Here is a 24527-nt window from a genome sequence, read left to right as displayed (position 1 = left end):
GGCGTCGTATGCGGCGCGGCTGACTGCTACGCCGGGGTGCTGTTCTCGGTCATGGCCTGGGTGCCGATGACGTTGAGGAGCCCCAGCCGGTCGGAGGCGTCGCTGCCGGGGGCGGCGGTGTAGGCGACGATGCGTAGATCGCTGCCGGGAACCATCAGGACGTCACAGTCGAGGGTGAGTACTCCGACATCGGGGTGGTGGATGGTTTTGGTGTCCGTCTCGTGGACGCCCACGATCCCGGTGTCCCACAGGCGTGCGAAGTCGGTGCTGTTGCCCCGCAGGTCCTTGATCAGGGAGCGCAGGCCGACATCGGTGGGGTAGCGGGCGGTCGCCGCTCTGAGATCGGCGACCACGGCCGCCTCGAACCGGGCCTTCTGCTCGGGGGTGTGGCTGACGCGGCTGGGCAGGCCGGCGAAGTGGCGCCAGACGATGTTGCGCTCGCGTCCGCGCTGAGCGGACGCATCCCCGAACAGGGCGGCCCACAACGGGTTCCACAGGATCAGGTTCCAGGCCGCGTCGTGCACGCTGAGCGGTACGCCGTCCAGCTGGTCGAGGAGCCTTCGGACCCCTGGCGGGATGTGAGCCAACAGCTGCCCGGGGCCCGGCGCCGCTTGGCCCGCGAGCAGATACAGGTGCTCACGCTCGGCCGCCGACAGCCGCAGGGCGCGGGCCAGCGCGGACAGGACCTGCGCGGACGGGGAGGTGGCCCGGCCCTGTTCCAGGCGGACGATGTAGTCCACCGACAGGTCGGCGAGCTGCGCCAGTTCCTCGCGTCGCAGTCCGGCGGCGCGCCGTACTCCGCCGGCGGGCAGTCCGACCGCGGCGGGGGCCGTGCGGTCGCGCCAGCCGCGCAGTGCCCTGCCCAGTTCCCTGGATTCACTCACGCCCCCAGTATCCGGCCGCCGCGCCCGGACAGCCTGGTACTGGCAGTCCATAGGCAAAGGCGGGTACTGCCTGTTCGTACGCGGTGCGACGAGGGTGGAGGCATCACCGACCCACCGATCACCGGAGTGAGCGCATGACCACCACACTGATCACCGGAGCGAACAAGGGCCTCGGATTCGAGACGGCCCGCCGCCTGATTGAGGCCGGGCACACCGTCTACGTCGGGGCACGCGATGCCCAGCGCGGTCAGGCGGCGGCCGCGAAGCTCGGCGCCCGCTTCGTCCAGATCGACGTCACCGACGACGACTCCGTCAAGGCTGCCGCCGAATTCGTCCGCGACGACGCCGGCCGCCTCGATGTCCTGGTCAACAACGCCGGGATCGTCGGCGCGGGCAAGCCGGTCGGCGAGGTCACCGGGTCCGACATGCAGACCACCTACGACACCAATGTCTTCGGAGTCGTGCGCGTCACGCACGCCTTCCTGCCGCTCCTGCAGGCCGGCGACGCCCCGGTCGTCGTCAACGTCAGCAGCGGTCTGGGCTCACTGGCGGCGACCGCCGACCCGGGCCGCGTCGAGTTCCATGTGGCGCTGCTGGACTACAACTCCTCCAAGACGGCGCTGGTCATGGTCACCTCGCAGTACGCCAAGGCGTACCCCGCCATCCGGTTCAACGCTGTCGACCCCGGCTACACCGCCACCGACCTCAACGGCCACCGGGGCACCAACAGCGTCGAAGAGGGCGCGGAGATCATCGTCCGCATGGCCGTCATCGGAGCCGACGGCCCGACCGGCGGCTTCTTCGACAAGGCCGGCCCGGTCGTCTGGTAACCCAGACCAACTCCCCCCAGAAAGAAGGAAATCGTGGCGCACCGCCTGGTACCGGTGACGGATCACGCAGCCGCTTCCCCGGAACACGGCCCTCTGACGCATCCAGCACATGGATCACGAAGTGCGCACTGGCGTACTAGGTGTGCTGACCCCGTGCGCGGAGGAAGCGCTCGAGCGCGGCCAGATCGTCCGTATTGATGTGGTCGACGCGGGCGGCGAGCAGCTCGGTCCACACTGCGTCGCGGTCGGGACCGGCCACGTCGGGCGTCGCCCAGAAACGGACGCGCTGCCCGTGGTCATGAGCGTCGGCGACGATCGCGTGCAGCTTCTGCCGCTCGGCGGCCGGGAATTGGCCGGTGCCCAGCCAGCTGAAGCTCTGCGTCCAGTTGCTGGAGATCAGCGGGACGAAGGAGGCGGGGGCGGTGGTGCCGAGGTCTTCGAGGCGGCCGTCGTAGAAGGCGTACCGCACGCGCTGCGCCTCCATGGGTACGCGGGCGGCGCGGTCGCCGGAGATGACCGGGGTGACGGCGCCGAGGCGGACATGGCCGTACGCGTAGGTGCTGAGCATCCGCCGGTAGTGCCGCAGCCGGCGGTCGAGTTCGAGATACGCGGCGGCGCCGTCCGTCTTGATGTCGATCAGCAGCTGGACGGGCCGCCGGTACCCGCGGTACACGGAGCCGTGGTTGGCCTTCACCCGGGCCAGCAGCGGGTCGAGGTAGAGCGAGCGCAGGGTGCGGGTCGGGTCGAGGTCCGCCGGCTCATGGGCGACGAGCAGCTCGCCGTTCACCAGGAAGATATCGGCCTCCACGCTGGTGAAGCCGTGCGACAGGGCGTCGTGGAGGGGCCGTTCATGCAGGTAGTCGTTGTGGGCGTGGGCCCGGCGGAGCGGCTGCGGGCCGGTCTGCCCGCCGTACTTCTCGGCGGCCTGCGCATAGGCGGGCACGGCGACGGTGCCGGCCAGCGCGGCGGCGAGGGTGGTGACGGCTCTGCGACGGGTGGTCAGCACGATGGTGCCTCCGGGCTCTGCGGGTCGGGAGGGACACCGGTGAGTATCCGCCCGGGGCAGCCCAATGGGCAGAGCAGCGCGAAGAGTTCGGCCACCTGTCACCTGGTGCTCAAGACGGCTACCGGAGCGCGGGGAGCTTGCCGTCCAGCGGTCGAACGCGTCAGGGGCGTGGCGGTCCCGGGTGTCGCAGGCATGGCGGTCCCGGGTGGTGAACGGCCGGATCTCGTCCGGTGATTGCCGCGTCGGACGGCGCGGGCCGGCCGTACGGCCCTGCTCACACGGAGCTGAGTTCCGGCGGCATCGAAGGCCGCCGCGCCGATGGTCGGCGCGGCGGCCTGAGTTGCGATGAACAGTGCCTCGGTGCACAGCCCCCTACGGAGCCTGCAGGTCGACCAGTGCGGCCAGCGCCTCCTTGTGGCGGCCCGGCGTGCCCAGGGCGATCTCGTCGGACTTGGCGCGCTTGAGGTACAGATGCGCGGGGTGTTCCCAGGTCATGCCGATACCGGCGTGCAGCTGGACGCACTCCTCAGCCGCGCGCACGGCCACCCGGGAGCAGTATGTCTGCGCCACGGTCACCGCGAGGGCGGCGTCGGAGCTGTCCGTGGCGAGGGCGTCCGCCGCGTTGCGGGCCGCGGCCCGGGCCGAGACGACCTCCAGCCACACCTGGGCCATACGGTGCTTGAGCGCCTGGAACGAACCGATGGGCCGGTTGAACTGGTGGCGCTCGCGGGTGTGACGGACCGTCTCCTCCAGGCACCATTCCGCGAGTCCGAGCTGCTCGGAGGCGAGCAGCCCGGCCCCGGCGAGCAGTCCGCGGCGTACGGCCGTCTCGGCGGTCTCCGCGTCCGCGAGGCGGGTGGCGTCGGCCGCGTCGTCGAGGGTGACGGCGGCGAGTGGACGGGTCAGATCGAGCGGGGTCAGCGCCTCGACGGTGGCGTTCGCCGTCTCGACCGCGTACAGGCCGTCGGACTTGAGCACCAGGAGGACATCGGCGGCAGCGGCATCCGCCACACCGGTGATCCTGGGTGCGTCGACCGGGAGCGGCCCGTCGGGCGACGCCGACAGCGGCACGGCGAGGACGGCGGTCCTGCGGCCGGCCGCCAGCTCGGTCAGCAGCCCGGCGACGGCCTCCGTCCCCGTGTCGAGCGCGAGCAGGGTCTGGGTCGCGATGACGGAGCTGGTGAGATACGGCGCGGGGGCGACGCTGCGGCCCAGCTCCTCCAGCACGACGGCGGCCTCGCGGTGGCTCGCGCCCTGCCCGCCGAGCTTCTCGGGTACGAGGAGTCCGGCCGCGCCGATGTCCCCGGCGAGCGCCTTCCACAGCTCGGGGTCGTACGGCGTACCGGACTCGGCGCGCACCAGGAGGGACGCCGTGTCGACGCGGTCGGCGAGCAGAGAGCGTACGGCGGCCCGCAGGTCGTCCTCGGCCTCGGAGTACAGCAGATCGGGCGTGGGCTGAGTCGTCATCGGGCCAGGTCCTTCCAGGCGACGTCCTTGTCGTTGCGCGGCTCGGAGGGCAGCCCGAGGACGCGTTCGGCGACGATGTTCAGCAGCACTTCGCTGGTGCCGCCCTCGATGGAGTTGCCCTTGGAGCGGAGATAGCGGTAGCCGGCGTCGCGCCCGGTGAAGTCGACGAATTCGGGACGGCTCATGGTCCAGTCGTCGTACAACAGGCCTTCCTCGCCGCGGAGTTCGACCTCGAGGCCGCTGATCTCCTGGTTGAGGCGGGCGAAAGCGAGCTTCATTCCGCTGCCTTCGGGGCCTGGCTGGCCGGCGGCGAGCTGTTGGCGCAGCCGCTCTCCTGCCAGCCGGGCGACCTCCGCCTCCACCCAGAGCGTCAGCAGCCGCTGGTGCAGATCGTGGTTACGCAGTTCGGGGCGTTCGCGCCAGGTCTGCGCGATCGGGCCGATCATCCCGCCCTCGCGCGGGAGGCGGCTGCCGCCGATGGAGACGCGTTCGTTCATAAGGGTGGTCTGGGCGACCTTCCAGCCCTCGCCGACCTCGCCGAGGCGGTGTGCGTCGGGGATACGCACATCGGTCAGGAAGACCTCGTTGAACTCCGCCTCACCGGTGATCTGGCGCAGCGGCCGCACCTCGACACCCGGGTCGGTCATATCGCAGATGAAGTAGGTGATGCCCCGGTGCTTGGGCAGGTCAGGGTCGGTGCGGGCGATGAGGATCGCCCAGCGGGCCACATGGGCGCTGGACGTCCACACCTTCTGGCCGTTGACGACCCAGTCGTCGCCGTCCCGTACGGCCCGGGTGCCGAGCGCCGCGAGGTCGGAGCCCGCGCCCGGCTCGCTGAACAGCTGACACCACACCTCCTCGCCGACCCACAGAGGACGAAGGAAGCGCTGCTTCACCTCATCGGAGCCGTACTTGAGGATGGTCGGCGCGGCCATGCCGAGGCCGATACCGATACGGCGCGGGTCATTGTCGGGCGCGGCCGCAGCAGTCAGCTCGGCGTCGACGGCGGTCTGCAGCGTGCGCGGGGCGTCGAGTCCGCCGAGACCCTTGGGGTAGTGCACCCAGGCGAGGCCCGCGTCGAAGCGCGCCTTCAGGAAGTCGGTGCGGTCCGTGGTGGCCGGTGGGTGTGCGGCCAGCAACTGCTCAGTGCGGCTGCGCACTTCGGTGGCGTCCGTCATCGGGCTTCTCCTTCCGGGATGACGACCAGGCGGCCCGTGGTCGTGCCGTCCGCGACACGCTGGACGGCGTCCGCGGCGTCCTTCATGGCGACGCGCCCGCTGATCAGCGGCTTGATCACGCCCTGCGCAGCGAGCTTGGTCAGCTCCTCGTGGCAGTCGCGGATCGCGCTCGGCTCCATCGTGTTGTACAGGCCCCAGTGGAGGCCGACGATCGAGTAGTTCTTCACCAGGGCGTGATTGAGGCCCGGGGTGGGGATCGAGCCGCTGGCGAAGCCGACGATCACGATCCGGCCCTCGAAGGCGATGCACTTCACCGACTTGGCGTAGGCGTCACCGCCGACCGGGTCGTAGACGACGTCCGCGCCGCGGCCACCGGTGGCTTCCTTGACCGCGGCGACGATGTCGTCCTCCCGGCGGTCGATGACGACGTCGCAGCCGAGCTCCCTTGCCGTGCGCGCCTTCTCCGCGCCGCCGACGACACCGATCACCCGCGCGCCGGCCGCCTTGCCGAGCTGGACGGCGGCGCTGCCGACGCCGCCCGCCGCGGCGTGCACGAGCAGCGTCTCCCCCGCCTGGAGGTGCGCCCGGCGGTGCAGCCCGAACCAGCCCGTCTGGTAGCCGATGTGCAGTGCGGCCGCCTCGGCGTCGTCCAGGGCCTCGGGCGCGGGCAGCACCGCCGCCGCGTCGGCGACGACGTACTCGGCGAGTCCGCCGTTCGGCAGGGCGGGGTTGGCGATCACCCGGCGGCCGTCCTCGGTCTCACCGCAGATCTCCACACCCGGCGTGAACGGCAGCGGCGGCCTGATCTGGTACTGGCCGCGGCAGAGCAGCGCGTCGGGAAAGTTGATGTTCGCGGCGCGGACCTTCAGCAGCAGCTGCCCCTCGCCCGGCGTGGGCCGGTCCACCTCTTCGAGCCGCATCACCTCGCTCGGCTCGCCGTTCCGGTGCACTCGCCATGCCTGCATTTCGGGGCCTCCACAAACCGTAGGCGGTACTGCGCTCCTTCGCATACTAAGCGGTCGCTTGCCTCTGCGGAAGACCCGATCAGGCCTGCTTCGGCCTGGCCCGGACCCGTGGCGCTGCCGAGCCGTGTGGACCGGTACGCCCGGTCGTACTGGTAGATCGCGAAGCCGGTCCGTACGAGCCGGGGCCGGGCGCGGCGGCCCTCGGCGCGGGCCGGCACCTGCGACGAACTGCCAGAAGGCCGGACCGCCGATGTCAGCGCCGGAACAGCTCGAAGGTGACCGCGGGACGGCCGCCGAAGCGCTCCGCCGCAGCCTGGGCGCTTCCGGTGAGGAAGTTGCGGCAGTACGTCTCCGGGTCCTGGTCCGTCAGCACCTCGATATAGCTGCGGTGCTCCAGCAGCGAGAGTACGGAGCGCTCCAGGCCTGGCGTCGCGTCGACCGCGTGGGTGGGCGTAGTGGAGCCCGCGACGGCCACCCAACGCACCCCGCTCCACGGCTCGAGGCCCTGCTCCGCGATGAGTTCGGGGAAGATCCAGCGGTTGCCCGCATCCGCTGCCGCGTCCAGCGTGGCCCTGCCCACGGCCCGGTGGTCGGGGGTGTTCCACGCGGTTCCACCCCAGGTGTCACGGTGGTTGAGGGTGATGACCAGCTCGGGCCGGTGGCGCCGGATGGCCGCCGCGATGTCCCGGCGCAGCCCCGTCCCGTACTCGATCACTCCGTCCTTGTGGTCCAGGAACTCCACTGTGGAGACGCCGACGACGGCCGCGCTCGCCCGCTGCTCCTGCTCGCGCAGCGGGGCGCACCGGGCCGGTTCCATGGTGTCGATGCCGGCCTCGCCGCGGCTGGCCAGGAGGTAGGCGACCTCACGTCCGCCGTCGGTCCAGCCGGCGACGGCCGCGGCGCAGCCGTACTCGAGATCGTCGGGGTGGGCGACTACGGCCAGCGCGCGCTGCCAGTCGTCGGGCATGGGTTCCAACTGCTCGGTCATGGGCGCAGGATACGGCGCTGAATGTGCGTCAGAGCTCCGCGCGGGCGAGGGAGAGCAGCCGGTCGAGGACGCGCGGACCGCCCGCCCGCACCCCGTCGTGCTCGTACTCGTCGGTGACCCAGGTGCGCAGTCCCCGGATGGTGCGCGCCGTGCGCAGCGAGTGCTCCGTGTCGACGTACATGTCGTCGTGGTAGATGGCCGCGGCGACCGGCACACAATTGGCGGCGAGCCGGGCCGGGTCGTACAGCGGGGTCCAGTCGGTGCGCGCGGCGAGGAGTTCGGCGGCCTCGCGCAGCGGGCGCAGCGCTGGGTCCACCTCGAAGTGCCAGGGGTGGACGGTCTCCCCGGTGAACAGCAGGGGCCCGTCACCGGCCAGGGCTGTGGCAGCGTCGAACTGCGGGAATTCGGCCCGGACCCGTTCGGCCGCCCAGGCGGTCGGCTCCGCGCCCTGGGCGTAGATCGCTTCGTGCAATACGGCGTACAGCGGATGTGCGGCGTGCGAGAGGGTGGCGAGCACGCTCTCCAGGAACGCGTCGGAGAGTTCGTACCCCGCTCCCGTACGGACGAAGGCGTCCTCCAGCAGATAGTGCAGCTGGTGGCTGCCCTCCCCGCCGCCGAGCAGGATGCCGAGTGACTGGAAGGCCTCGGGCGTGAGGGCGTAGCCGCCTGGCAGCACGATCTTGTGCTCCGCGAGGTGCGCGGCGATACGGCGGGCCCGTTCCACGTCCTGCGGGTAGCGGGCGTAGTGGGCCTCGGCCTTGCGCTGGATGCGGGGGTACGCGGCTCGGTAGACGTCCTCGGCCCCGGCGTCCAGGGAGGGCAGACCACCGGTGACAAGCACCGTGCGCAGGCCCTCTGGCGCCGTGGAGAGATAGTGCGTGGCGCAGAATCCGCCGAAGCTCTGGCCCAGTACGGTCCACGGCGCGCCGCCGGTGAGCCGCGGCCGGATCGTCTCGCAGTCGCGCACGATGCTGTCGGCCCGGAAGTTCGCGAGATGGTCGGCCTGGGCCTGCGGTCCGCCCCGCAGCGACAGGGTCTGGCGGTTCAGCGGAGTGGAGCGGCCGGTGCCACGCTGGTCGAGGAGCAGCACCCGGTACTCCTGCACGGCCCGTCCCAGCCACGCCTGTTTGCCGATGAAACGGCGGGCACCGAAGCCGGGGCCGCCCTCCAGATAGACCAGCCAGGGCAGATCCCCGCCGGCCCGCCCGCTCGCGACGACTTCGCGGCCGTACAGCTCGAGCTGCTCCCCCGCCGGGTCGGCGTGGTCGAGCGGGACGGTGAAGTGCCGGTCGGTGAGGATGATTCCCGGCTGGCGATAGCTGGTCACTGCTGCTCCTGCTCATGTCTTTCGGTACCCCGCCCGCCCATGGGATCACATGGGCGGGCGGGGTACATACGGAGCCGGTGTCAGCTTGTCGGGAAGTCGTCCGGGGTCCTGGCCCGGTCGCGGACCCAGACACCGGCGGGCTTGAGCTGTCCCGTGCCGGTCCAGGGACCGTTCTTGTTGCAGGTCCCTTCCTTGAAGACGGCGCCGGAGCGTTCGTCGTCGGAGTAGTTCCAGTTGGACCAGCTGATCTTCTTGCTCGCCATCAGATCGATGTACTGCTGGGCCCTGGTGAAGTTGTTCCCGCCGTCGCCGGAGGCGGTCTGGGTGCCGAACTCGGTGACGAACATGGGGAGTCTGTCAGCGGCACGGGAGAGCGTATTGAGGTACTCGGTGCCGTGCGAGGCCGCGTAGAAGTGGAATGTGTACATGATGTTGGAGGCGTTGACCGGGTTGTTCACGATCTCGGTCTCGTCCGAGTCCTCGGAGACGCCGAGGGATGACCAGGCGCGGGTGCCGACCAGGATCGGGGTGTCCGGGTCGTTCTGCCGGATGACCGGAATGAGCTGCTCGGCGTAGCTCTTGATCTTCGACCAGCTCACACCGCTGGGCTCATTGGCGATCTCGTACAGCAGGTTGTTCTTGTTGGCGTGGCGCTGCGACATCTCGGTGAAGAAGGTCTTGGCGCGGGAGAGGTTCACGTTCGGGTCGCCGGGGCTGAGCATGTGCCAGTCGACGATCGCGTACAGCCCGCGCGCGGTGGCCTGCTCGATGATCGAGTGGACCAGGTCGGTGAACTTGCGCGGGTTGGTCTCGTAGCCGCCCTCCTGGATGTACATGGAGATGCGCAGGACATCGGCGTTCCAGTCGGTGGACAGGGCGTCGAGTGAGCCGGAGGTCACGCACTGGCTGTACCACTGCAGACCGTGGGTGCTCATGCCGCGCAGCTGAACGGGTTTGCCGTACTGGTTGCAGAGCTTGGTGCCGCAGACCTTGAGCTGTCCGTTGATCGCGACGGGGGTCTTGCCGCCGGGTGCCGGCCCGCCCGTTTCGACAGCGAGATGGTCCACGTTGGGGCCGCCGTTGGCGGTGGTTGCGGTGGCCCGGACGGTGTTGGCGCCGGCCTTGAGGTCGGCGGTGACGGTGGTGGTGGCCCAGGAGGTCCAGGCGCCGGTGCCGGGGAAGGCGCGCTTGGCGGCGGCGACGGCGCCGTTGACGGTGATGTCCATCGGACGGTTGGCGGTGGTGCCGTTGGCGTAGCGGAGGGTCAGCGAGGTGCTGCCGGCCTGGGCGGCGTCGACCGTCCACTCGACGTAACTGCCGGTGCTGTTGTTGTAGTTGACGAAGCCGGTGCCGGTGAAGCCTGCGTGATTGGACTCGACGACGCCTTGTGAGATGACCGCGTTCTCGGCCTCGTGGGTGACGGTGGCAGCTGCCGGGGCCGCGGACGCCGCAGGGGCGGCCGGGGCTGTGGGCGCTGCGGTGAGGCCGAGGAGCAGGGCGGCGCCGAGGGTGCCGACGCCGCCGAGCGAGCGTAACCAGAACCGTGCCGGTCTCATGGGGGGTCTCCCTTGCCTGGGCTGGTGGGGGCGGGACTGACTGCCGGATGGAACTGACCGGCGGTGGAACTGACAGGCGGATACGACGGACCAACGGATTCGGCTGCCTGACGGATACGACTGGAAGGAAACTTTCCTAACCGGTGGAATAGCAGCGTCCACCTCGCTCTGCAAGGGCCATGACAAGAAACGGCGGCGGTTGCGTGCCGTACAACTCGTACAGCCCTACCCGTGTGCGCTGCCGCCCGGCCGCTGTGCCGGGCCGTGGGCTCCGGCGGGCCGCACGGCCGGAAGCCTTCGGCCAGGGTGTACCGCACCCTGCGGGCGGATTCGGCTTCGGGTTCGGCTACGGCCGCGGCGACGTCGGCTACGGTGCTGGTTGTGGTGATCAACGGAGGGGACACAGCAGAACCGGGAACCGCACTGCTCATCGCAGCCGCCCCGGTCGGCAAGGGCCGTCTCATCGACGCGAGTTCGGTGCTGCCCGCGCTCGCCGCCGTACCGCCCAGCGCGCTGACGGGCACACCGGCCGCGACCGTGATCGAGCTCGCCGATCCGCTCGACCCCCAGACCGTACTCACCCGGATCCGGGCCACCGCGACCGCGGAAGGGCCGCTGTCCCTGTACATCGCCGGGCAGCTGCAGTTGGACCGCAGGCAGCGGCTCCTGCATCTCGCGCTCGCCCGGACGACACCGACGACCATGCGCTACACGGCGCTTCCATGGCACTGGCTCGCGGGCGAACTGGCGATCCGGCGTCCGGACACCACGACCGTGGTCGTCGATCTGGTCGCCGATGCCCAGGCGTGGCAGCACATCGCGGCGCAAGGCCTCGCCCTCGGGCATGGCGTCCGTCTCTACGGCCGTATCGCGCCGGCGTCCCCACGCCGCGGGACCGCGGCCCCCGCCTATCTGAAGGCGTGTGCGGCGATCTGGCGCAGCGGCGCACGGCCGGACCGTGCCACGCTGCACGAACAGGCCGCGGCGCGGGTCGGCGCCGACGACGCGCTGCTGCTCACGATCGGCACTCCTCCGCCCGCGGGGGTCCCCGCCGCGCGGGCCGCGGTGGCGGCCGACCCGCATCCGGCGATTCTCGCCGCCGCGCAGGCCGGGCGGCACGCCGAGGCCGCGGCGGCGGCCGCGGCCTGGGAACAGCAGGAGCTACGGACCCACGGCCCCGGCTCGGTGCAGGCCATCCATTGGCTGGAGGTCCGGGCCGATCTCGCCCGGCTCGCCCGGGATCCCGGTCTCAGCTGCGAGTTGTGGATGGCCGCCGCCGAAGCCCGGCTGACGCGTCGGCAGGCCCCGGACGATCCCGATGTCGAAGGGGCGGTCGACCGGGCCCACCACCAGTGGGAACAGATCCGCGATCTGCCCCGGGCACGCTCACTCGCGCCGGCGCTCGTCAGGCTGCGCCAGGGTGTCCCGGGCCGTCAGCGCGGGGCGCTGCAGGTGCTCCAGCGGCGCCTGGAGAGCCTGCACGCCGGCCAGGCGTAGCGAGCCCGGCGAGAGACACCGTCAGCGCCGGACCCTTGTGCCCCGCAGGGCCGTGCCGGCGAGCCCGACAGCGAGGACGCGTCGCGCGTCTCGGCTCGGCCGGGCCGCTCCGAGTGCGGCGCTCCAGCAGCACACCACGGCAGGGCGCGCGGCGCTCGGCCGTGGTGCGGTGTATTCAGGGTCCATGGGCTCTCGACGACTCCGTGGGGATGAGCGCTGGTCATGGAAGCAGGGGCATGTGCTGGTGGCGGTACCGCTCGCGCTGATCGCGATCGTCACGGTGGTCGACACCCTGGCTCCACCCGAAGTCCACCTCGGCCCCTTCCTGGTCGCCGCTCCCGCTATCACGGCGTCTTTCGCCGGTCCTCGAACGACGGGCCTCGTCGGCGCGGTAGCCGTGCTGGCTCAGGCCGTGGTCGCGATGATGCGCACCAGCCTCACCGACCTGAACCACACCTTCCAGATCATCGCTCTGATCCTGATCTCGGTGTTCGTGACCTTCCTCGCCCATCTGCGGGAACGGCACGAGAAGGAACTGACCCAGCTGCGCTGGGTGGCCCAGGCGGCACAGGAAGTGGTGCTGCGGCCGCTTCCCCACCGGATCGGCTCGTTGCGCATCGCCTCCGTGTATCTGGCCGCCGAAGCCGAGGCGCAGATCGGCGGCGACCTGTATGCCGCCGCCCGCACAGCCCAGGGAACCAGGCTCATCATCGGTGACGTGCGGGGCAAGGGACTGGAGGCGATCGGAGACGCCGCTCTCCTCCTCGGCGCCTTCCGGGCGGCCGCCCATCAACAGGCCGACCTGCCGGTGTTGGTGGCCTATCTGGAGCGAACCGTCTCCTCGGACCTGACCGACCCCGGAGCCCCTGGAAGCGACATGGAGGATTACAGCGAAACATTCATCACCGCCGCTGTGCTCGACGTCCCCGACGACGAGTCGGCCCTGCACGTGATCAACTGCGGCCACCCTCCACCCCTGCTGCTGCGTGGTGGCCAGGTCACCCCGCTCGAAGTTCACCACCCGGCACCGCCTCTGGGCCTCACCGAATTCGTGGAGTCCGCCTTCGCCGCCGAAGTCTTTGCCTTCGAGGTCGGCGACATCGTCCTGCTCTACACGGACGGCGTCATCGAGGCCCGCGACAAGGTCGGCACGTTCTACCCCCTGGCTGAACGGGTGACCGTCTGGTCCGGCGAGGGACCTCGCGCCCTCCTGAGTTACCTGTGCAACGACCTGCTCAGCCATGCAGGCGGATATCTGGACGACGACGCGGCCATGGTGGCGATCGAGCGCCTGTCTGCAGACATGAGCAGCAAAGGGGCACGTGATCACAGCAGCGAGCTGTAGGCGGCCGTAACCGCGAATCCACGGCGGCCGCTTGTGCGCGGGGGCCGACGGCGTGCCCCGCACCGCGTTGGTCGGGCCGGGACGTGGGCGCGAGGCGGCGTCTGGACCTGCACGCCGACCCCAGGACCGGGGCCGGGCAATCGCGTTCGGCGACGGGCCTTTCACCGCTTCCCCGCAGCCGTACAGGCGCCTACCGCCGGGCGGCGGCGGGGGTGCGGGAGGCTCGGCAAGCTGTTGGAGCGGCGGGGCGTCGCGGGCTGGAGGCGGATGACGGCCCTGAGGCCGCCGCCCGGGGCGGGGAGGAGCAGGGCCTCGCCGCCACTGGCCAGGGTGAGGCGCTGAACGAGGGCGAGGCCGAGGCCGGTGCCGCCCCTGGGGGCGTCGGGGGCGCGCCAGAAGCGGTCGAACGCGCGGCTGCGTTGTTCGGCGGTCATACCTGGGCCCTGGTCTTCGACGTGCAGCTCCGCCGCGGTGGCCGAGAGCCGCCGGGAGACGGTCACCACGCTGCGCGTGGGGGCGACGCGCAGGGCGTTGGAGAGCAGGTTGTCCAGAATCTGCTCGAGTGCGCCAGGCACCGCGAGGGCGGTGCCGACCGGATTGCCCTTGAGGACGAGGCGGACGCCCTCCCGGGCGTACAGCCCGGTCCAGGCGAGGGTGCGGTCCTGCAGTACCCGGTCCAGGTCGACGGGTTCAGGCGTGAGCGCGGTCTCCTCCATCCGGGCGAAGGCGAGGAGGCCCTCGACCATTCTGGCCAGCCTGTCGGTCTCGGTCATCGCCGCGTTCAGGTTGCCTCGCATTTGGGGCGGGATGCCGGGTTCCATGTTGTCCAGGCGCAGCCGCAGCGCGGCAAGCGGGGTCTTCAACTGGTGGGACGCCTCGCCCGCGAAGGCGCTCTGGGAAGCGAGCAGATGCTCCAGCAGTGCGGCCGTGCGGTTGAAAGTGGCGGCCAGGCTGCGTACTTCGGGCGGTCCTGTGGTGACGGAGGCCGGGGTGGAGAGGCTGCCGCCGGCCAAGGTGTGGGCGGCGCGCTCCAGTTCGAGGATCGGGCGGCCAATCCAGCGGGCCAGCGCGAAGGCGGCCAAGGTTACAACGGCCAGCACCCCGAGCCCGCCGAGTCCCAGCACAAGCCACACCCGGTGGACGTTGTTCGCGATCGCGTCGGTGGGGACAGTGAGGCGTACGGCGCCGTGAAGCGTCGCACCGTGCCGTACCGGCACGGCGACCGAGAGCCACTGGACGCCGCCGATGGTGGAGGTGCGTACGTTGGCTCCGTCACCACCGAGCAGCGCGGCAGCGATCTCCGGGTGCTGGGCGAGGCCGGCCTGCTGGTCGCGGCTGAGCGGGTGCGAGGTGGCGAGCAGGGTGCCACTGCTGTCCACAACCAGGAGTCGGCCACCGATGCGTTCCGCGCAGATGTCGACCCGTTCGGCGAGTTCCTTGGGACGCCCGTAGGCGAGGGAGAGGGCAGCGTAGCCGGCAACCGATTCCGCTTCTTCCGTGGCGGCGTTGGTGGCGCGCTCACGCTCGGCCCGGGTGTAGACGTAGCCAAGTGGGAACTCCAGGCAGATGAGGACGAGGGCCGCGAGGGTCAGATAGCTGAGCAGCAGTCGGCGTGTCATCGGGGCTGTGATTCCGGGTGGTTGGTGTCGGTGCGGGGGCGTACGGCGAGGCGCAGGCCCACCCCGCGCAAGGTCTGGATCCAGGCCGGGTCGCCCAACTTGCGCCGCAGGGTGGCGACATGGACGTCCAGGGTCTTGGTGGGGCCGTGGAAGTGCAGATCCCAGACCCGGTCAAGGATCTCCTGGCGGGAGTAGACCGCCCCGGGGTCCTCGGCCAGGAGGGCCAGCAGGTCGAACTCCTTGGGGGTGAGGATGATCGGCCTTTCCCCGATCCAGACTTCGCGGGTGCGGCGGTCGACGACCAGGGCCCCCGTCGGGGAGGACTGCGGCGCTATGCGTCCGGGTTCGCGCGAAGGTTCGGGGTCCTGCCACGCAGATGCCCCCAATCCCCAGTCGGGTGCTGTAGCGGGCGGGGTCGCCACAGCCGCCCGCGGTAAGGCCCCGGGGCCGTTGGCGGCTTCCGCGGCAGTCGCGGCACCCGACCATGCTGCGGTGCGGCGGGTCACGGCCCGGATGCGTGCGATCAACTCCCGGATGCTGACTGGTTTCGCCAGGTAGTCGTCGGCGCCCAGCTCCAGGCCCAGCACCCGGTCGGCCTCCGTTCCTCGTGCGGTGAGCATGATGATCGGCACGTCGGAGACCTGGCGGATGCCACGGCAGACGTCGATGCCATCCATATCGGGCAGTCCCAGATCAAGCAGGACGATGTCGCCGTACGGGCCTTGCAGCCCGGCGGCGCCCGTGGACACATGGCCCACCGTCAGGCCGTAGCGGCCGAGGCCCTCCACAAGGGGTTCGGCGATCGTCTCGTCGTCCTCGATGAGCAAAGCCCGCAGGGTCATTGAGTTCCGTCTTCCCGTGAATGCAGAGTAAATCCTGAGTAAATCCTCGCAACATTAATTCCCGATAGTCCGCACCCGGGACGATCACCGTACATTGATTGAAATCGACGGCACCCGCGTCCACGGACATTGGGAGACAGGTCACAGCGCCTTGCCCGATTCTGACGTGGCTCTAGTGTTCCTCTAACCTTCGCCTTGCATCGCCCTCTCTACGGTGTTGAGCCAGGTCCAGGCCATGACCACCCACTAGGGAGGCACCATGAAGGCTCTGCTCGAACGCGCCCGGTCGTTCCGGCGCCGGGTAGATTTCGAAAGCCACACATATCGGAAACTCGCCGAGGGGCAATTTCCGCAGGCACTCTTCATCGCCTGTTCCGATTCCCGTGTCATACCCGCGTTGATCACGGGTGCACGGCCCGGCGAAGTCTTCGAAATACGCAATGCGGGCAACATCGTGCCGCCTTTCGGGCAGCACGTGGTGTCCGGCGAGGCCGCCACGGTCGAGTACGCGCTGGAGGTGCTGGACGTCCGTGACATCGTCGTCTGCGGGCACTCGCACTGCGGCGCGATGGGCGCGCTGTCCTCCGGCAACGACTTCTCCACACTGCCTCGCGTGGGGGCTTGGCTGGAGGTCGCCAGGCCGGGGCTGGCTCCCGTGCTGGACCGTGAGCCGGCCGGTTCGGTCAACTCCTCCGCCGAGAGCGAAGCCGCACGCCTGACAGAACTGGCGCAGCTCAACGTGCGGGTACAGCTGACTGCGCTGCGGGAGTACCCGGCGGCCCGGCGACGGCTGGCGCAGGGCATGCTGCGGCTGCACGGCTGGTACTACGAGGTGGACACGGGCGAGCTCTGGGAACTGAGCGAGGATGGCGACACCTTCCGGGTGCACGCATGCTGAGCCCCGGTCAGGAACAGGATTCCGGGTACGACCAGGGCAACGGCAGCAAGCGGCGCCAGGGCAGGGCCCGAGGCGGTCGGCACCGGGCCCAGCGCTCCGTGCGCGGACCGAGTCCTACGCAGGCGATGCCGTCCACACCCGACATCGCAGGGCCGTCTCCGTACGACGCCGACGGTTCGTACGACACCGACGGTTCGTCCGACGCGTACGGCGATGCGCCCCCCTCGCACGGAACACCAGCCCCGCAACCACCGCCCCCGTCACGACGACCGCAGCCGCCCGGCGGGAATAAGGGCAGGACTCCTCAGAAGGTGGATCTCGCCACCGAGATCACCGCCTCCTTCGTCGTCTTTCTCGTCGCCCTCCCCCTGTGCATCGGCGTGGCCGTGGCCTCTGGCGCACCGCCCGAACTGGGCATCATTTCCGGGGTCGTCGGCGGCCTGGTGGTCGGTATGGCGCGCGGCAGCACCCTTCAGGTGAGCGGCCCCGCGGCCGGTCTGGCGGCACTGGTCGCGGAGGCGGTGGTGGAGCACGGCCTGGCCACGCTCGGGGTGATCGTGCTGGCGTCCGGGGTGCTGCAGATCGGGCTCGGGCTGATCCGGCTGGGCCGGATGTTCCAGGCGATTTCCATAGCCGTGGTGCAGGGCATGCTGGCCGGGATCGGGCTGCCGCTGATGTTCAGCCAGGCCTATCCGCTGGCCGACGCCAAAGCCATCGGCAAGCCGGTCGAAAACATGCTGGGCATTCCGGAGTTGATCGCGAACACCGCGGCCGATCCGCAGAAGTCGATCGCGGCCGGGCTCGGTCTGGCCACCGTCGTGCTGAGCTTCCTGTGGAAGAAGTTGCCGGGTCCGGTGAGGAAGGTGCCGCCCGCACTGGTCGCGGTGGCGGGCGGTATGGCGGTGGCCTCCCTGCCGGGGGTCCGGATCGCCACGCTTCAGGTCGGCAACCTGCTGGCATCCGTACAGATTCCCGGACCGACGCAGTTCGCGGCGTTGGCCAGTGGCTCGGTACTGACCACAGTGGTCACTTTCACCATCATCGCCTCGGCGGAGAGCCTGTTCACCGCAGCTGCCGTGGACCGCATGCACACCGGCGAACGCACCCGCTACAACTCCGAGTTGATCGCCCAGGGGGCGGGCAACGCCCTCTGCGGCTTCCTCGGCGCGCTGCCGATGACCGCGGTTGTCGCACGCAGCTCGGCCAATGTGCAGGCAGGGGCCAAGACCAGGCTGTCCCGCACGCTGCACGGCCTGTGGCTGCTCGCGTTTGCCCTGCTACTACCGAGCGTGCTGGCTCTCATCCCGATCTCCGTACTGGCGGGTGTGCTGGTGCACAGCGGCTGGAAGTTGTTCGCGCCGGAGGAATTCCCGAAGATGTGGCGGCAGGACCGCGGCGAGCTCGTGGTGATGACCCTCACCACGGTCGCGATCGTCGCCACCGCTCTGCTCGAAGGCGTCCTGGTGGGTCTGGCGGCGGGCATTGTGCTGGCCGCGCTGCGGATGTCACAGACCTCGGTACGCACCAGCGTGGAGGGCGACACCGCGAAGTTGGTCATGGCGGGCAATATGACCTTCCTGCGGCTGCCGAAGCTGATCGACGCGCTGGAGGCGGTCGCCGCCGCCGGGAAGCCGAGGGTACGGCTCGATCTGACCGCCGTGGCGCACTGGGACCACGCCTGTCGCAGCCAGGTGGACGAGTTCGTGGCCCAGCACCGAGGATCGGACGTACGCGTGGAGCTGCTGCGCCCGAACACACCGAACGCGCCGGCCCCGCCCGGCCCGTCGGCATCCGAGGTGCAGCCGCCGCCCGACAACAGCGCGGCGCATGTGCCGGGGCCGACGGCGCAGTGGTTCTACCTCGATCCGACTCCGGTGCAGGGCCCAATCAACTCAATGGACTCGACGGACTCGACGGACTCGGCCGTCTCGGTGGAGGAATACGGGTCCCGGGTGCGAATGCGCTGACCCGGTCGCCCCAGCCGAGGACGCGCCGTCACCGGCGCGCCGGGGGCTCCAGCACCACCTCAGCACAGGAATTTCGCGCAAGCTCCCTGGCCTCGATTCAGCGTGCGTCGCCGGGCTGCCGTCCTCCGGGACGACCCGGCGTCGCGGCAGCGTGGCCGCAACTGATCGTCAAGGACCAAGCAGGTTCCCCTTGACGGGGCGTCAGGCGTCCAGGACCGCCTCCGAAAGGGGCCATTCGATTCTCACCCGTACGGGCTAGCAACCGTCGGGGAGCCCTTCTCTCCGTTGGGCTGTCCCCACGTCGGAGTTGCGTGGCCACGGGAGCCATGAGTCGGTTGGAGTCGTGTTCTGCCAGATCTCACCATCAGGAGGAGACATGAGCACTGCGCAGAAGGGCCAAACGGCCGAGCGGCTGTCCGTGGTGTACGCGGTCCACGTCATCGAGGGCGGCGAGCAAGGGTTTCTGGACGTGTACGAGCGAATACGCAAGTCCGTAGCCCGCGTCCCCGGACACCTCATCGACCGACTGGGGCAACCGCTCGACGGCTCCCGGCAGTGGGTGATCACCAGCGAGTGGGAGACGCCCGAGCACTTCTTCGCCTGGCAGCAGGGCGAGGACCACCGCGCACTGGTGGCTCCGCTGCGCGAGTGGGTCGACGAGACCCAGTCGCTGCGGTTCCGGGTCATTCAGGAGACCGTGGGAGGGAAGGCATGAAGCGCCCCGACGGCCCTGTCGCCGTCCTCGGTCTCGGCACGATGGGAACCGGCCTGGCCACCCGCCTTCTTGACCAGGGCATTCAGGTACGGGTCTGGAACCGCACCGCGGAGCGGACCGCGCCGCTCGCCCAGGCCGGCGCCTTCGCCGCAGCCCATCCGGCCGATGCCGTCGAGGGCACGAGCGCTGCCATCTGCACCGTGGCCGACGGCGAAGCCCTCGGAGCCGTGCTGCGGGGACCGGACGGGGTCCTGGCCGGGGGCCCGTACCCCGGCGCCCTGGTCTGCGCCAGCACAGTCGCCCCCGACGAGGTCGTCCGCCTCACCGGGGACACGCACTCCGTTCTGGACGTCGGCATGCTCGGCAACCGGGAGCACGCCCGCACCGGCGAGCTGCGCCTCTTCGTCGGCGGCGAGGAGCGGGTCTTCACCGCGGGGCGGCCGCTGCTCGAACTGCTGGGCAAGGAGGTCGTCCACCTCGGCGAACTCGGTTCCGGCATGCGGATGAAGCTGCTCCTCAACCTGCTGATGGGGATCGAGGTGCAGGCTCTGGCCGAGGCCGTCGAGTTGGCGGCCGCCGCCGGACTCGACCGGAAGCTCGTCCTCAGCACGATCGCCGGCAGCGGCTTCGCCTCGCCGGTCATGGCGTTCAAGTCGAAACGCCTGGCAGCCGGGCGCTTCGACAAGCCCGACTTCCGGCTGCGCCTGATGGCCAAGGACCTCATGCTCGTCGCGGACCAGGCCGCGGCGGCCGGACTGCGGCTTCCGCTCGCCGCCGCAGCCGCGGAGACCCACGTCCGCGCCACCGAGCAGGGACGCGGCGACGATGACTGTGTCGCGGTCGCCCACGCACTCACACCGAACCCGGGGACTCGCACATGATCATCGATATCCACGGGCATCTGTCTCCACCGGAGGCAGCCCGACGCTTCCCCATGCCTCCCAGCCTGACCGACGTCGACGGGATGCTCGCCGCCCGCGCCGAGGCCGGGATCGACCTCACCATCATCGGCAGTCCGGTCGGCGCCGGCGCGATGGCGCGAGTCCCGGGCGTCGACAACTACGCGCAACCACGGGACCGGCTGCGCGGCTTCCACGACTGGATGTCGGGCCTGATCGCATCCTTCCCCGACCAGTTGCGCGGGTATGTGTACGCCAACCCGTTCGGCGACGACGATCACCTGGATGGGGTACGCGAGACGCTGGCGGACCCCGCCTTCGTCGGCCTGATCACCACCTCCAGTGTCCACGGCGAGCTGCTCGGCTCTCCGCGAGCCGACTCCTTCTTCGCGCTGGCCGCCGAGATGGGAGTGCCGGTCCTGGTGCACGCCCCGGCCGAACCGATCGGCACGGAACGGGTCGACGACTTCGGCTTCGTCGAGCAGATCGGCCGGTTCGGCGACGTCTCGATGGGCATGGCCATGATCGCGTTCGCGGGGTGGCTGGACAAGTACCCCGGCCTGCGACTCATCGGTGCCACCGGCGGCGGCGCGCTGGCACTGCTGGCGGAACGCCTGCAGACAGCGGCGCGTCCCCGGCACTGGGGTGGGGGCGCGCCGGCGGGGCAGCCCTCCGCCCCGACGCCGCCCTCCGCCCCGCCGGCGGCCGACCCGGGCGCGGCGCTGCAGCGCATGTATGTCGACACCAGCACGTTCAGCCCGGCGCACCTGGGCCTCAACGCGGAGGTACTGGGGCCGGAGCGGATGCTGTTCGGCACTGACTCGCCGCCGATGTCCGTGCCCCTGGAGGAGTTCATGCGCATGATCGAGAAGCTGCCGATCGACAAGGCGTCGCAGCAGCTCATCCTCGGCGGCAACGCCGAGGCCATCTTCGACCTCAGGAGCCGTCCGTGACCACAGTGGATGACCCAGCCACCGCAGCCGAGCGGTGCACCCCCGAGTTCCGACGGAACCCACACCCCGTCTACGCGAACCTCAGGGAAACGGCGCCCGTCTGCCCCATGCGGCCGCCGCACGGCATCGACACCTACCTGATCACGCGGTACCAGGACGCGCGGGCCGCCCTGGCGGATCCGCGGCTGAGCAAGGACATGTACGGGGCCATGGACGCCTACCGAAGGATCTTCGGTGACTCGTCCGTGGCACTGGACGATCACATGCTCAACGCCGACCCGCCCAAGCACACCCGGCTGCGCAAGCTGGTCAACTCCGAGTTCACCCCGCGCCGTGTGGAGTCGCTGCGGCCGCAGATCCAGGACATCGTCGAGACGCTGCTGGACGGATGCTCGACCCGGGAACCGGTCGACCTGCTGCCCGCGTTCGCCTTCCCGCTGCCGATCACCGTTATCTGCGAACTGCTCGGCGTGCCGCCGGACGAGCGGTCGCAGGTGCAGGCCTGGTCCACCACGGTGGCGCACACCGGGTTCAGCAAGGAATCCAAGCAGGCCCAGCAGAAGGCGGAGGAGAGCCTGCACGCGTACTTCGCGGATCTCCTCACACGTAAGCGCAGCCGCCCGGGCGACGACCTGCTCAGCGCGCTCACCGCAGCCCGGGACACAGACGGCGGGCTCACCGAGCAGGAGCTGATCTCGACAGCGTTTCTGCTGATGTTCGCGGGTCACAAGACGACCGCCTACCTCATCGGCAACGCCGTCTACCATCTCCTCGCCCATCCCGCACAGCTCCGCGCCGTGCAGGAGAACCCTGAGCTGGTCGGCCAGGCGGTGGAGGAGCTGGTGCGCTACGACGGCTCGGTGGAGAGCGCAACGTTCCGTTTCGCGACCGAGGATGTAGAGATCGCCGGAACGCGGATCCCGAAGGGCGCCCTGGTTCAGATCGCGCTCAGTTCGGCCAACCGCGACCCGCTGAAGTTCGACTCCCCGGACCAGTTCGATGTGACGCGATCGGAGAACGCGCAAAGTGCCCATCTGGGGTTCGGGCACGGCATTCACTACTGCCTGGGAGCGCCTCTGGCCAGACTGGAGATGCAACTCGCTCTCACCGGTCTGTTCAGCCGATTCCCGCGGGTGACTCTGGCCGACCCCGCGCGGGAGGCGCCCTGGATGGTGGTTCCGTTCCCGGCCTTCCGCGGCCTCGCGGAGCTGCCCGTCGTCCTGGAACCAGCTGTGTTGTGACCGACAGCGGGGGGGATGTCGGCATCCTCATGCCGTCGCCGAGGAATCCGCTGGTGTCTGACGCCTGCGGGTCAGCGCTCCAGGACCGGCCCCTCCGTGTCCAGGGCCGAGCCCGCCTGGTCGGCGAGGGTCACGGCGACGAGCCGTGCCTGCCGGGAAGGGACGGCACCGGGGCCGGGCTGAAGCATGAACCGGCCGCGGTAGTGGCCGCCTGCGAGGGCCCGGAGCTCGATCTCGCCGTCCGGCCAGCCGCGCCGCTCGACGTCCCAGCGCCTGCGCGCCACGACCACGCTGCCGTCCTGCTCCAGCCTCGCTGGATGCCCGAGCAGACTGCCGTACTCGAAACGGCAGTCCCGCAGCTCCAGTACGTCGATGAGTTGCCGCCGGACATGGTCGACGACTTTGTCGGAGGAACCGGCGGCCTGGACGAGCTGCGCGGTCTCGTGGATCCGGGCGAGATGCCCGGCGTCGGTCACCGTGATCACCTGCAGTCGCCGGGCGCGGGCGGCCAGCTGCGACACGACAAGGCCCACGATCAGCAGCAGGACGGCCGTCTCGATGTCGTCGGCATCGTTGATGGTGAACGTCTGGTACGGCCGGGTGAGGAAGAAGTCGAACCAGACGGCGGACGACAGCGCCGCGAGGGCTCCCGCCATGCGGTTCCCGATCGCGGCGACCGCCACGACGACCACGACGAGAATCAATGCCGAGGTCGCGTTCGTCAGGTCCGTACGGAACGGCACCAGCAGGGCCGCCACCGCCGGCGGGGCGATCACGGCGGCCGCAACCGCGCCGGAGTCACGAAGCGGATTTCTCATGGCCCACCTCGCGCGTGATGCTGCGCCGCATGGCTCTGCGCCTCATGGCCTCAGAACTTCCTGGGAGATCAGCGCCACCATGCGGTACCCGAGCAGGCCCACAGCGATGACGAGACCGATCACGTTCTTCTGCGCTCACAAGGCCAGAGTCCGCTCCGGAACCCCGTCCGGCCACCGGACCCACGGACCTTGACGGGTCTCTGACACGCGGCCGCCACGACGGAGCCGCACAGAATGCGCTGGCACAGAACAGCCTTCCGCCGAGGACGTCGCTGGGCCAGTGCACCCCGAGGTAGATGCGGCTCAGCCGTCCACTCCGGCCTCCTCCACCTGATCGGGCGACCCCGGCCCGCCGCCGCGGACTGGGCCACGCACGCTTCCAGGGCCAGGCGATGGCCGCTCCGACGACCAGGCCGACGATGACGTCGTGGGGGTAGTGGGCTCCTGGCCACACACGGGAAAATGCCGTCAGCATGGCCGCGGGGACAGCGATGGCTCCGAGGCGGCGGTGGGTGAGCCGGATGGCCGTCCGCCCTCGACGGCCGACGACCTCGCTCAAGCACTCAACCGGACAGGCCGGTCACCGCTGACTGTTGAGAAAGCCGATGACGACCGCGCCCCACCAGGTGGCCTGTGACGCGAACGCGGTTGCGGCGCCGCGGACCAGAAGCGAGCGGCCGTTGGGCCGGCCACCGAGGCTCCTCAGGCGCCTGTGAAGGGCACCGGCCTGGACACCGTTCAGGGACAGAATCAGGACGAGGCCGAGTTTGACGCAAGTGAGGGGTGAGGTGATGTCGGGGTGGAGGAAGGCTCCGCTGAGGAGCAGACCGAAGAGGCCGGCCCAGACAAGGGTGTGCAGAGGGGCGGTGAAGTCGAGCACCTCGCGCAGAGTCTTGCGGCCCATGAGCCACAGAGCACCGTAATAGTCGATGGCGAGAACCGCGCCAAATCCAAGGACCAGGCAGGCAAGGTGGGCGAAGAGCGCCGCAGTGTGGAGCGTGGCATCGGCACGCACGTGGACGGCTGTCCATGTGCTGGCCGCCCATCCGACGCACACCGCCGAGGATGCCAACGCGGGCCCGCACCACGGGGGAAGCTGAAGAGAGCCTGCTTCCTGTCCGGAGCTTCGTTGAATCGAGGGTGCATCGGCGGTGGACATGGTGCTCCAGAGGTGTAACGCGAGGGCGCCCACACCACACCGGAGCGAGCGAAGGTAAGGCTGGCCTAAGTAGTAAACTTCGTCAATGTGACTGTCCGCACAGCGGCGACCACTCGAGGTGTGGACAGCGGCAGTGACCGGAGCGGCTGGGGTGGCACGGGTCGCTTCGCTGTTGCGTCTGTGTCGCCGAAACCTTGATCACGGTGCCCGTGGCAGACATCCCGGTACGACAGTGAACGGTCGGCAGCTCGTACGGCACGTTCACACGTGGTCGTGTGAACAGCTCCACGGGTTCCCCCAGCGAGCCGGGAGAAACGTCACGTACGAGCGGGCCGTGGTACCGGGAATCCGACGCTCGTCGCCATGCCAGCAT

22 protein-coding genes are annotated in these 24527 nt (G+C 70.1%); 9 read left to right on the top strand and 13 right to left on the bottom strand.

Going from position 1 to position 24527, the window contains the following annotated elements; all coding sequences use genetic code 11:
* Positions 1-26 precede the first annotated feature (26 nt).
* On the bottom strand, positions 27-884 hold the full coding sequence (locus tag ACFYXH_RS23545) for a helix-turn-helix transcriptional regulator (RefSeq protein ID WP_389566203.1): 858 nt from the start codon (positions 882-884) through the stop codon (positions 27-29).
* 134 nt (positions 885-1018) lie between these two features.
* On the opposite strand from ACFYXH_RS23545, the gene ACFYXH_RS23540 reads away from it, so the two are divergent.
* Complete coding sequence (locus tag ACFYXH_RS23540; protein WP_389566201.1) at positions 1019-1714, top strand: SDR family oxidoreductase; 696 nt, start codon at positions 1019-1021, stop codon at positions 1712-1714.
* 136 nt (positions 1715-1850) lie between these two features.
* On the opposite strand, the gene ACFYXH_RS23535 is transcribed toward ACFYXH_RS23540, so the two are convergent.
* The 7 genes from ACFYXH_RS23535 to ACFYXH_RS23505 all read right to left on the bottom strand — a co-directional run bounded on the left by ACFYXH_RS23535 (position 1851) and on the right by ACFYXH_RS23505 (position 10201).
* Positions 1851-2723, bottom strand: coding sequence for a phosphatidylinositol-specific phospholipase C/glycerophosphodiester phosphodiesterase family protein (locus tag ACFYXH_RS23535; RefSeq protein ID WP_389566790.1), 873 nt, complete (start codon positions 2721-2723; stop codon positions 1851-1853).
* A 369-nt stretch (positions 2724-3092) separates the two neighbouring features.
* Positions 3093-4187, bottom strand: a complete 1095-nt coding sequence (locus ACFYXH_RS23530) for an acyl-CoA dehydrogenase family protein (protein WP_389566199.1) — start codon at positions 4185-4187, stop codon at positions 3093-3095.
* Positions 4184-5365, bottom strand: a complete 1182-nt coding sequence (locus ACFYXH_RS23525; RefSeq protein ID WP_389566197.1) for an acyl-CoA dehydrogenase family protein — start codon at positions 5363-5365, stop codon at positions 4184-4186. The genes ACFYXH_RS23530 and ACFYXH_RS23525 overlap by 4 nt, the downstream gene beginning before the upstream one ends.
* Positions 5362-6330, bottom strand: coding sequence for an NADPH:quinone oxidoreductase family protein (locus tag ACFYXH_RS23520; protein WP_389566195.1), 969 nt, complete (start codon positions 6328-6330; stop codon positions 5362-5364). The genes ACFYXH_RS23525 and ACFYXH_RS23520 overlap by 4 nt, the downstream gene beginning before the upstream one ends.
* A gap of 253 nt (positions 6331-6583) precedes the next feature.
* A complete protein-coding gene (locus ACFYXH_RS23515; RefSeq protein WP_389566193.1) occupies positions 6584-7318 on the bottom strand; it encodes a PIG-L deacetylase family protein in 735 nt (244 codons plus the stop codon).
* Between the two features lie 28 nt (positions 7319-7346).
* Positions 7347-8645, bottom strand: a complete 1299-nt coding sequence (locus ACFYXH_RS23510) for an alpha/beta fold hydrolase (RefSeq protein WP_389566191.1) — start codon at positions 8643-8645, stop codon at positions 7347-7349.
* A gap of 80 nt (positions 8646-8725) precedes the next feature.
* A complete protein-coding gene (locus tag ACFYXH_RS23505; RefSeq protein WP_389566189.1) occupies positions 8726-10201 on the bottom strand; it encodes a cellulase family glycosylhydrolase in 1476 nt (491 codons plus the stop codon).
* A gap of 372 nt (positions 10202-10573) precedes the next feature.
* Between ACFYXH_RS23505 and ACFYXH_RS23500 the strand changes: the two genes are divergently transcribed.
* Together ACFYXH_RS23500 and ACFYXH_RS23495 are read left to right on the top strand one after the other, a co-directional pair.
* Positions 10574-11698 (top strand): hypothetical protein, encoded by a 1125-nt coding sequence (locus ACFYXH_RS23500; protein ID WP_389566788.1) that lies wholly within the window; start codon positions 10574-10576, stop codon positions 11696-11698.
* A 184-nt stretch (positions 11699-11882) separates the two neighbouring features.
* Complete coding sequence (locus tag ACFYXH_RS23495) at positions 11883-13043, top strand: PP2C family protein-serine/threonine phosphatase (protein ID WP_389566186.1); 1161 nt, start codon at positions 11883-11885, stop codon at positions 13041-13043.
* A 161-nt stretch (positions 13044-13204) separates the two neighbouring features.
* Here the strand turns inward: ACFYXH_RS23495 and ACFYXH_RS23490 are convergent, their stop codons facing one another.
* Both ACFYXH_RS23490 and ACFYXH_RS23485 read right to left on the bottom strand, forming a co-directional pair.
* On the bottom strand, positions 13205-14662 hold the full coding sequence (locus ACFYXH_RS23490; protein ID WP_389566183.1) for an ATP-binding protein: 1458 nt from the start codon (positions 14660-14662) through the stop codon (positions 13205-13207).
* The gene (locus tag ACFYXH_RS23485) at positions 14659-15504 is read right to left on the bottom strand and encodes a response regulator transcription factor (protein ID WP_389566180.1); all 846 of its coding nucleotides are present in this window, start codon (positions 15502-15504) and stop codon (positions 14659-14661) included. The genes ACFYXH_RS23490 and ACFYXH_RS23485 overlap by 4 nt, the downstream gene beginning before the upstream one ends.
* Before the next feature lie 259 nt (positions 15505-15763).
* Between ACFYXH_RS23485 and ACFYXH_RS23480 the strand changes: the two genes are divergently transcribed.
* From ACFYXH_RS23480 to ACFYXH_RS23455, 6 genes are all read left to right on the top strand, one after another.
* Positions 15764-16402, top strand: a complete 639-nt coding sequence (locus ACFYXH_RS23480) for a carbonic anhydrase (protein WP_389566177.1) — start codon at positions 15764-15766, stop codon at positions 16400-16402.
* Complete coding sequence (locus tag ACFYXH_RS23475) at positions 16396-18369, top strand: SulP family inorganic anion transporter (RefSeq protein ID WP_389566174.1); 1974 nt, start codon at positions 16396-16398, stop codon at positions 18367-18369. The genes ACFYXH_RS23480 and ACFYXH_RS23475 overlap by 7 nt, the downstream gene beginning before the upstream one ends.
* Before the next feature lie 376 nt (positions 18370-18745).
* The gene (locus ACFYXH_RS23470) at positions 18746-19084 is read left to right on the top strand and encodes an antibiotic biosynthesis monooxygenase family protein (RefSeq protein ID WP_389566171.1); all 339 of its coding nucleotides are present in this window, start codon (positions 18746-18748) and stop codon (positions 19082-19084) included.
* A complete protein-coding gene (locus ACFYXH_RS23465; protein ID WP_389566168.1) occupies positions 19081-19965 on the top strand; it encodes an NAD(P)-dependent oxidoreductase in 885 nt (294 codons plus the stop codon). The genes ACFYXH_RS23470 and ACFYXH_RS23465 overlap by 4 nt, the downstream gene beginning before the upstream one ends.
* The gene (locus ACFYXH_RS23460) at positions 19962-20936 is read left to right on the top strand and encodes an amidohydrolase family protein (protein WP_389566165.1); all 975 of its coding nucleotides are present in this window, start codon (positions 19962-19964) and stop codon (positions 20934-20936) included. The genes ACFYXH_RS23465 and ACFYXH_RS23460 overlap by 4 nt, the downstream gene beginning before the upstream one ends.
* The gene (locus ACFYXH_RS23455) at positions 20933-22177 is read left to right on the top strand and encodes a cytochrome P450 (RefSeq protein WP_389566162.1); all 1245 of its coding nucleotides are present in this window, start codon (positions 20933-20935) and stop codon (positions 22175-22177) included. The genes ACFYXH_RS23460 and ACFYXH_RS23455 overlap by 4 nt, the downstream gene beginning before the upstream one ends.
* A 71-nt stretch (positions 22178-22248) precedes the next feature.
* Here the strand turns inward: ACFYXH_RS23455 and ACFYXH_RS23450 are convergent, their stop codons facing one another.
* From ACFYXH_RS23450 to ACFYXH_RS23440, 3 genes are read right to left on the bottom strand one after another with little or no spacing between them, the layout of a single operon-like run.
* The gene (locus ACFYXH_RS23450) at positions 22249-22995 is read right to left on the bottom strand and encodes a DUF4118 domain-containing protein (protein WP_389566159.1); all 747 of its coding nucleotides are present in this window, start codon (positions 22993-22995) and stop codon (positions 22249-22251) included.
* Complete coding sequence (locus ACFYXH_RS23445) at positions 22976-23554, bottom strand: phosphatase PAP2 family protein (protein ID WP_389566157.1); 579 nt, start codon at positions 23552-23554, stop codon at positions 22976-22978. The genes ACFYXH_RS23450 and ACFYXH_RS23445 overlap by 20 nt, the downstream gene beginning before the upstream one ends.
* A gap of 21 nt (positions 23555-23575) precedes the next feature.
* Entirely contained in the window at positions 23576-24010 is a 435-nt protein-coding gene (locus ACFYXH_RS23440) for a hypothetical protein (protein ID WP_389566155.1), read from the bottom strand.
* Between the last annotated feature and the right edge of the window lie 517 nt (positions 24011-24527).

The sequence above is a fragment of the Streptomyces sp. NPDC002730 genome (genome assembly GCF_042888805.1).
In the GTDB taxonomy this organism is placed as follows: Bacteria; Actinomycetota; Actinomycetes; order Streptomycetales; family Streptomycetaceae; genus Streptomyces.
This window is presented reverse-complemented; position numbering and strand designations above follow the sequence as displayed.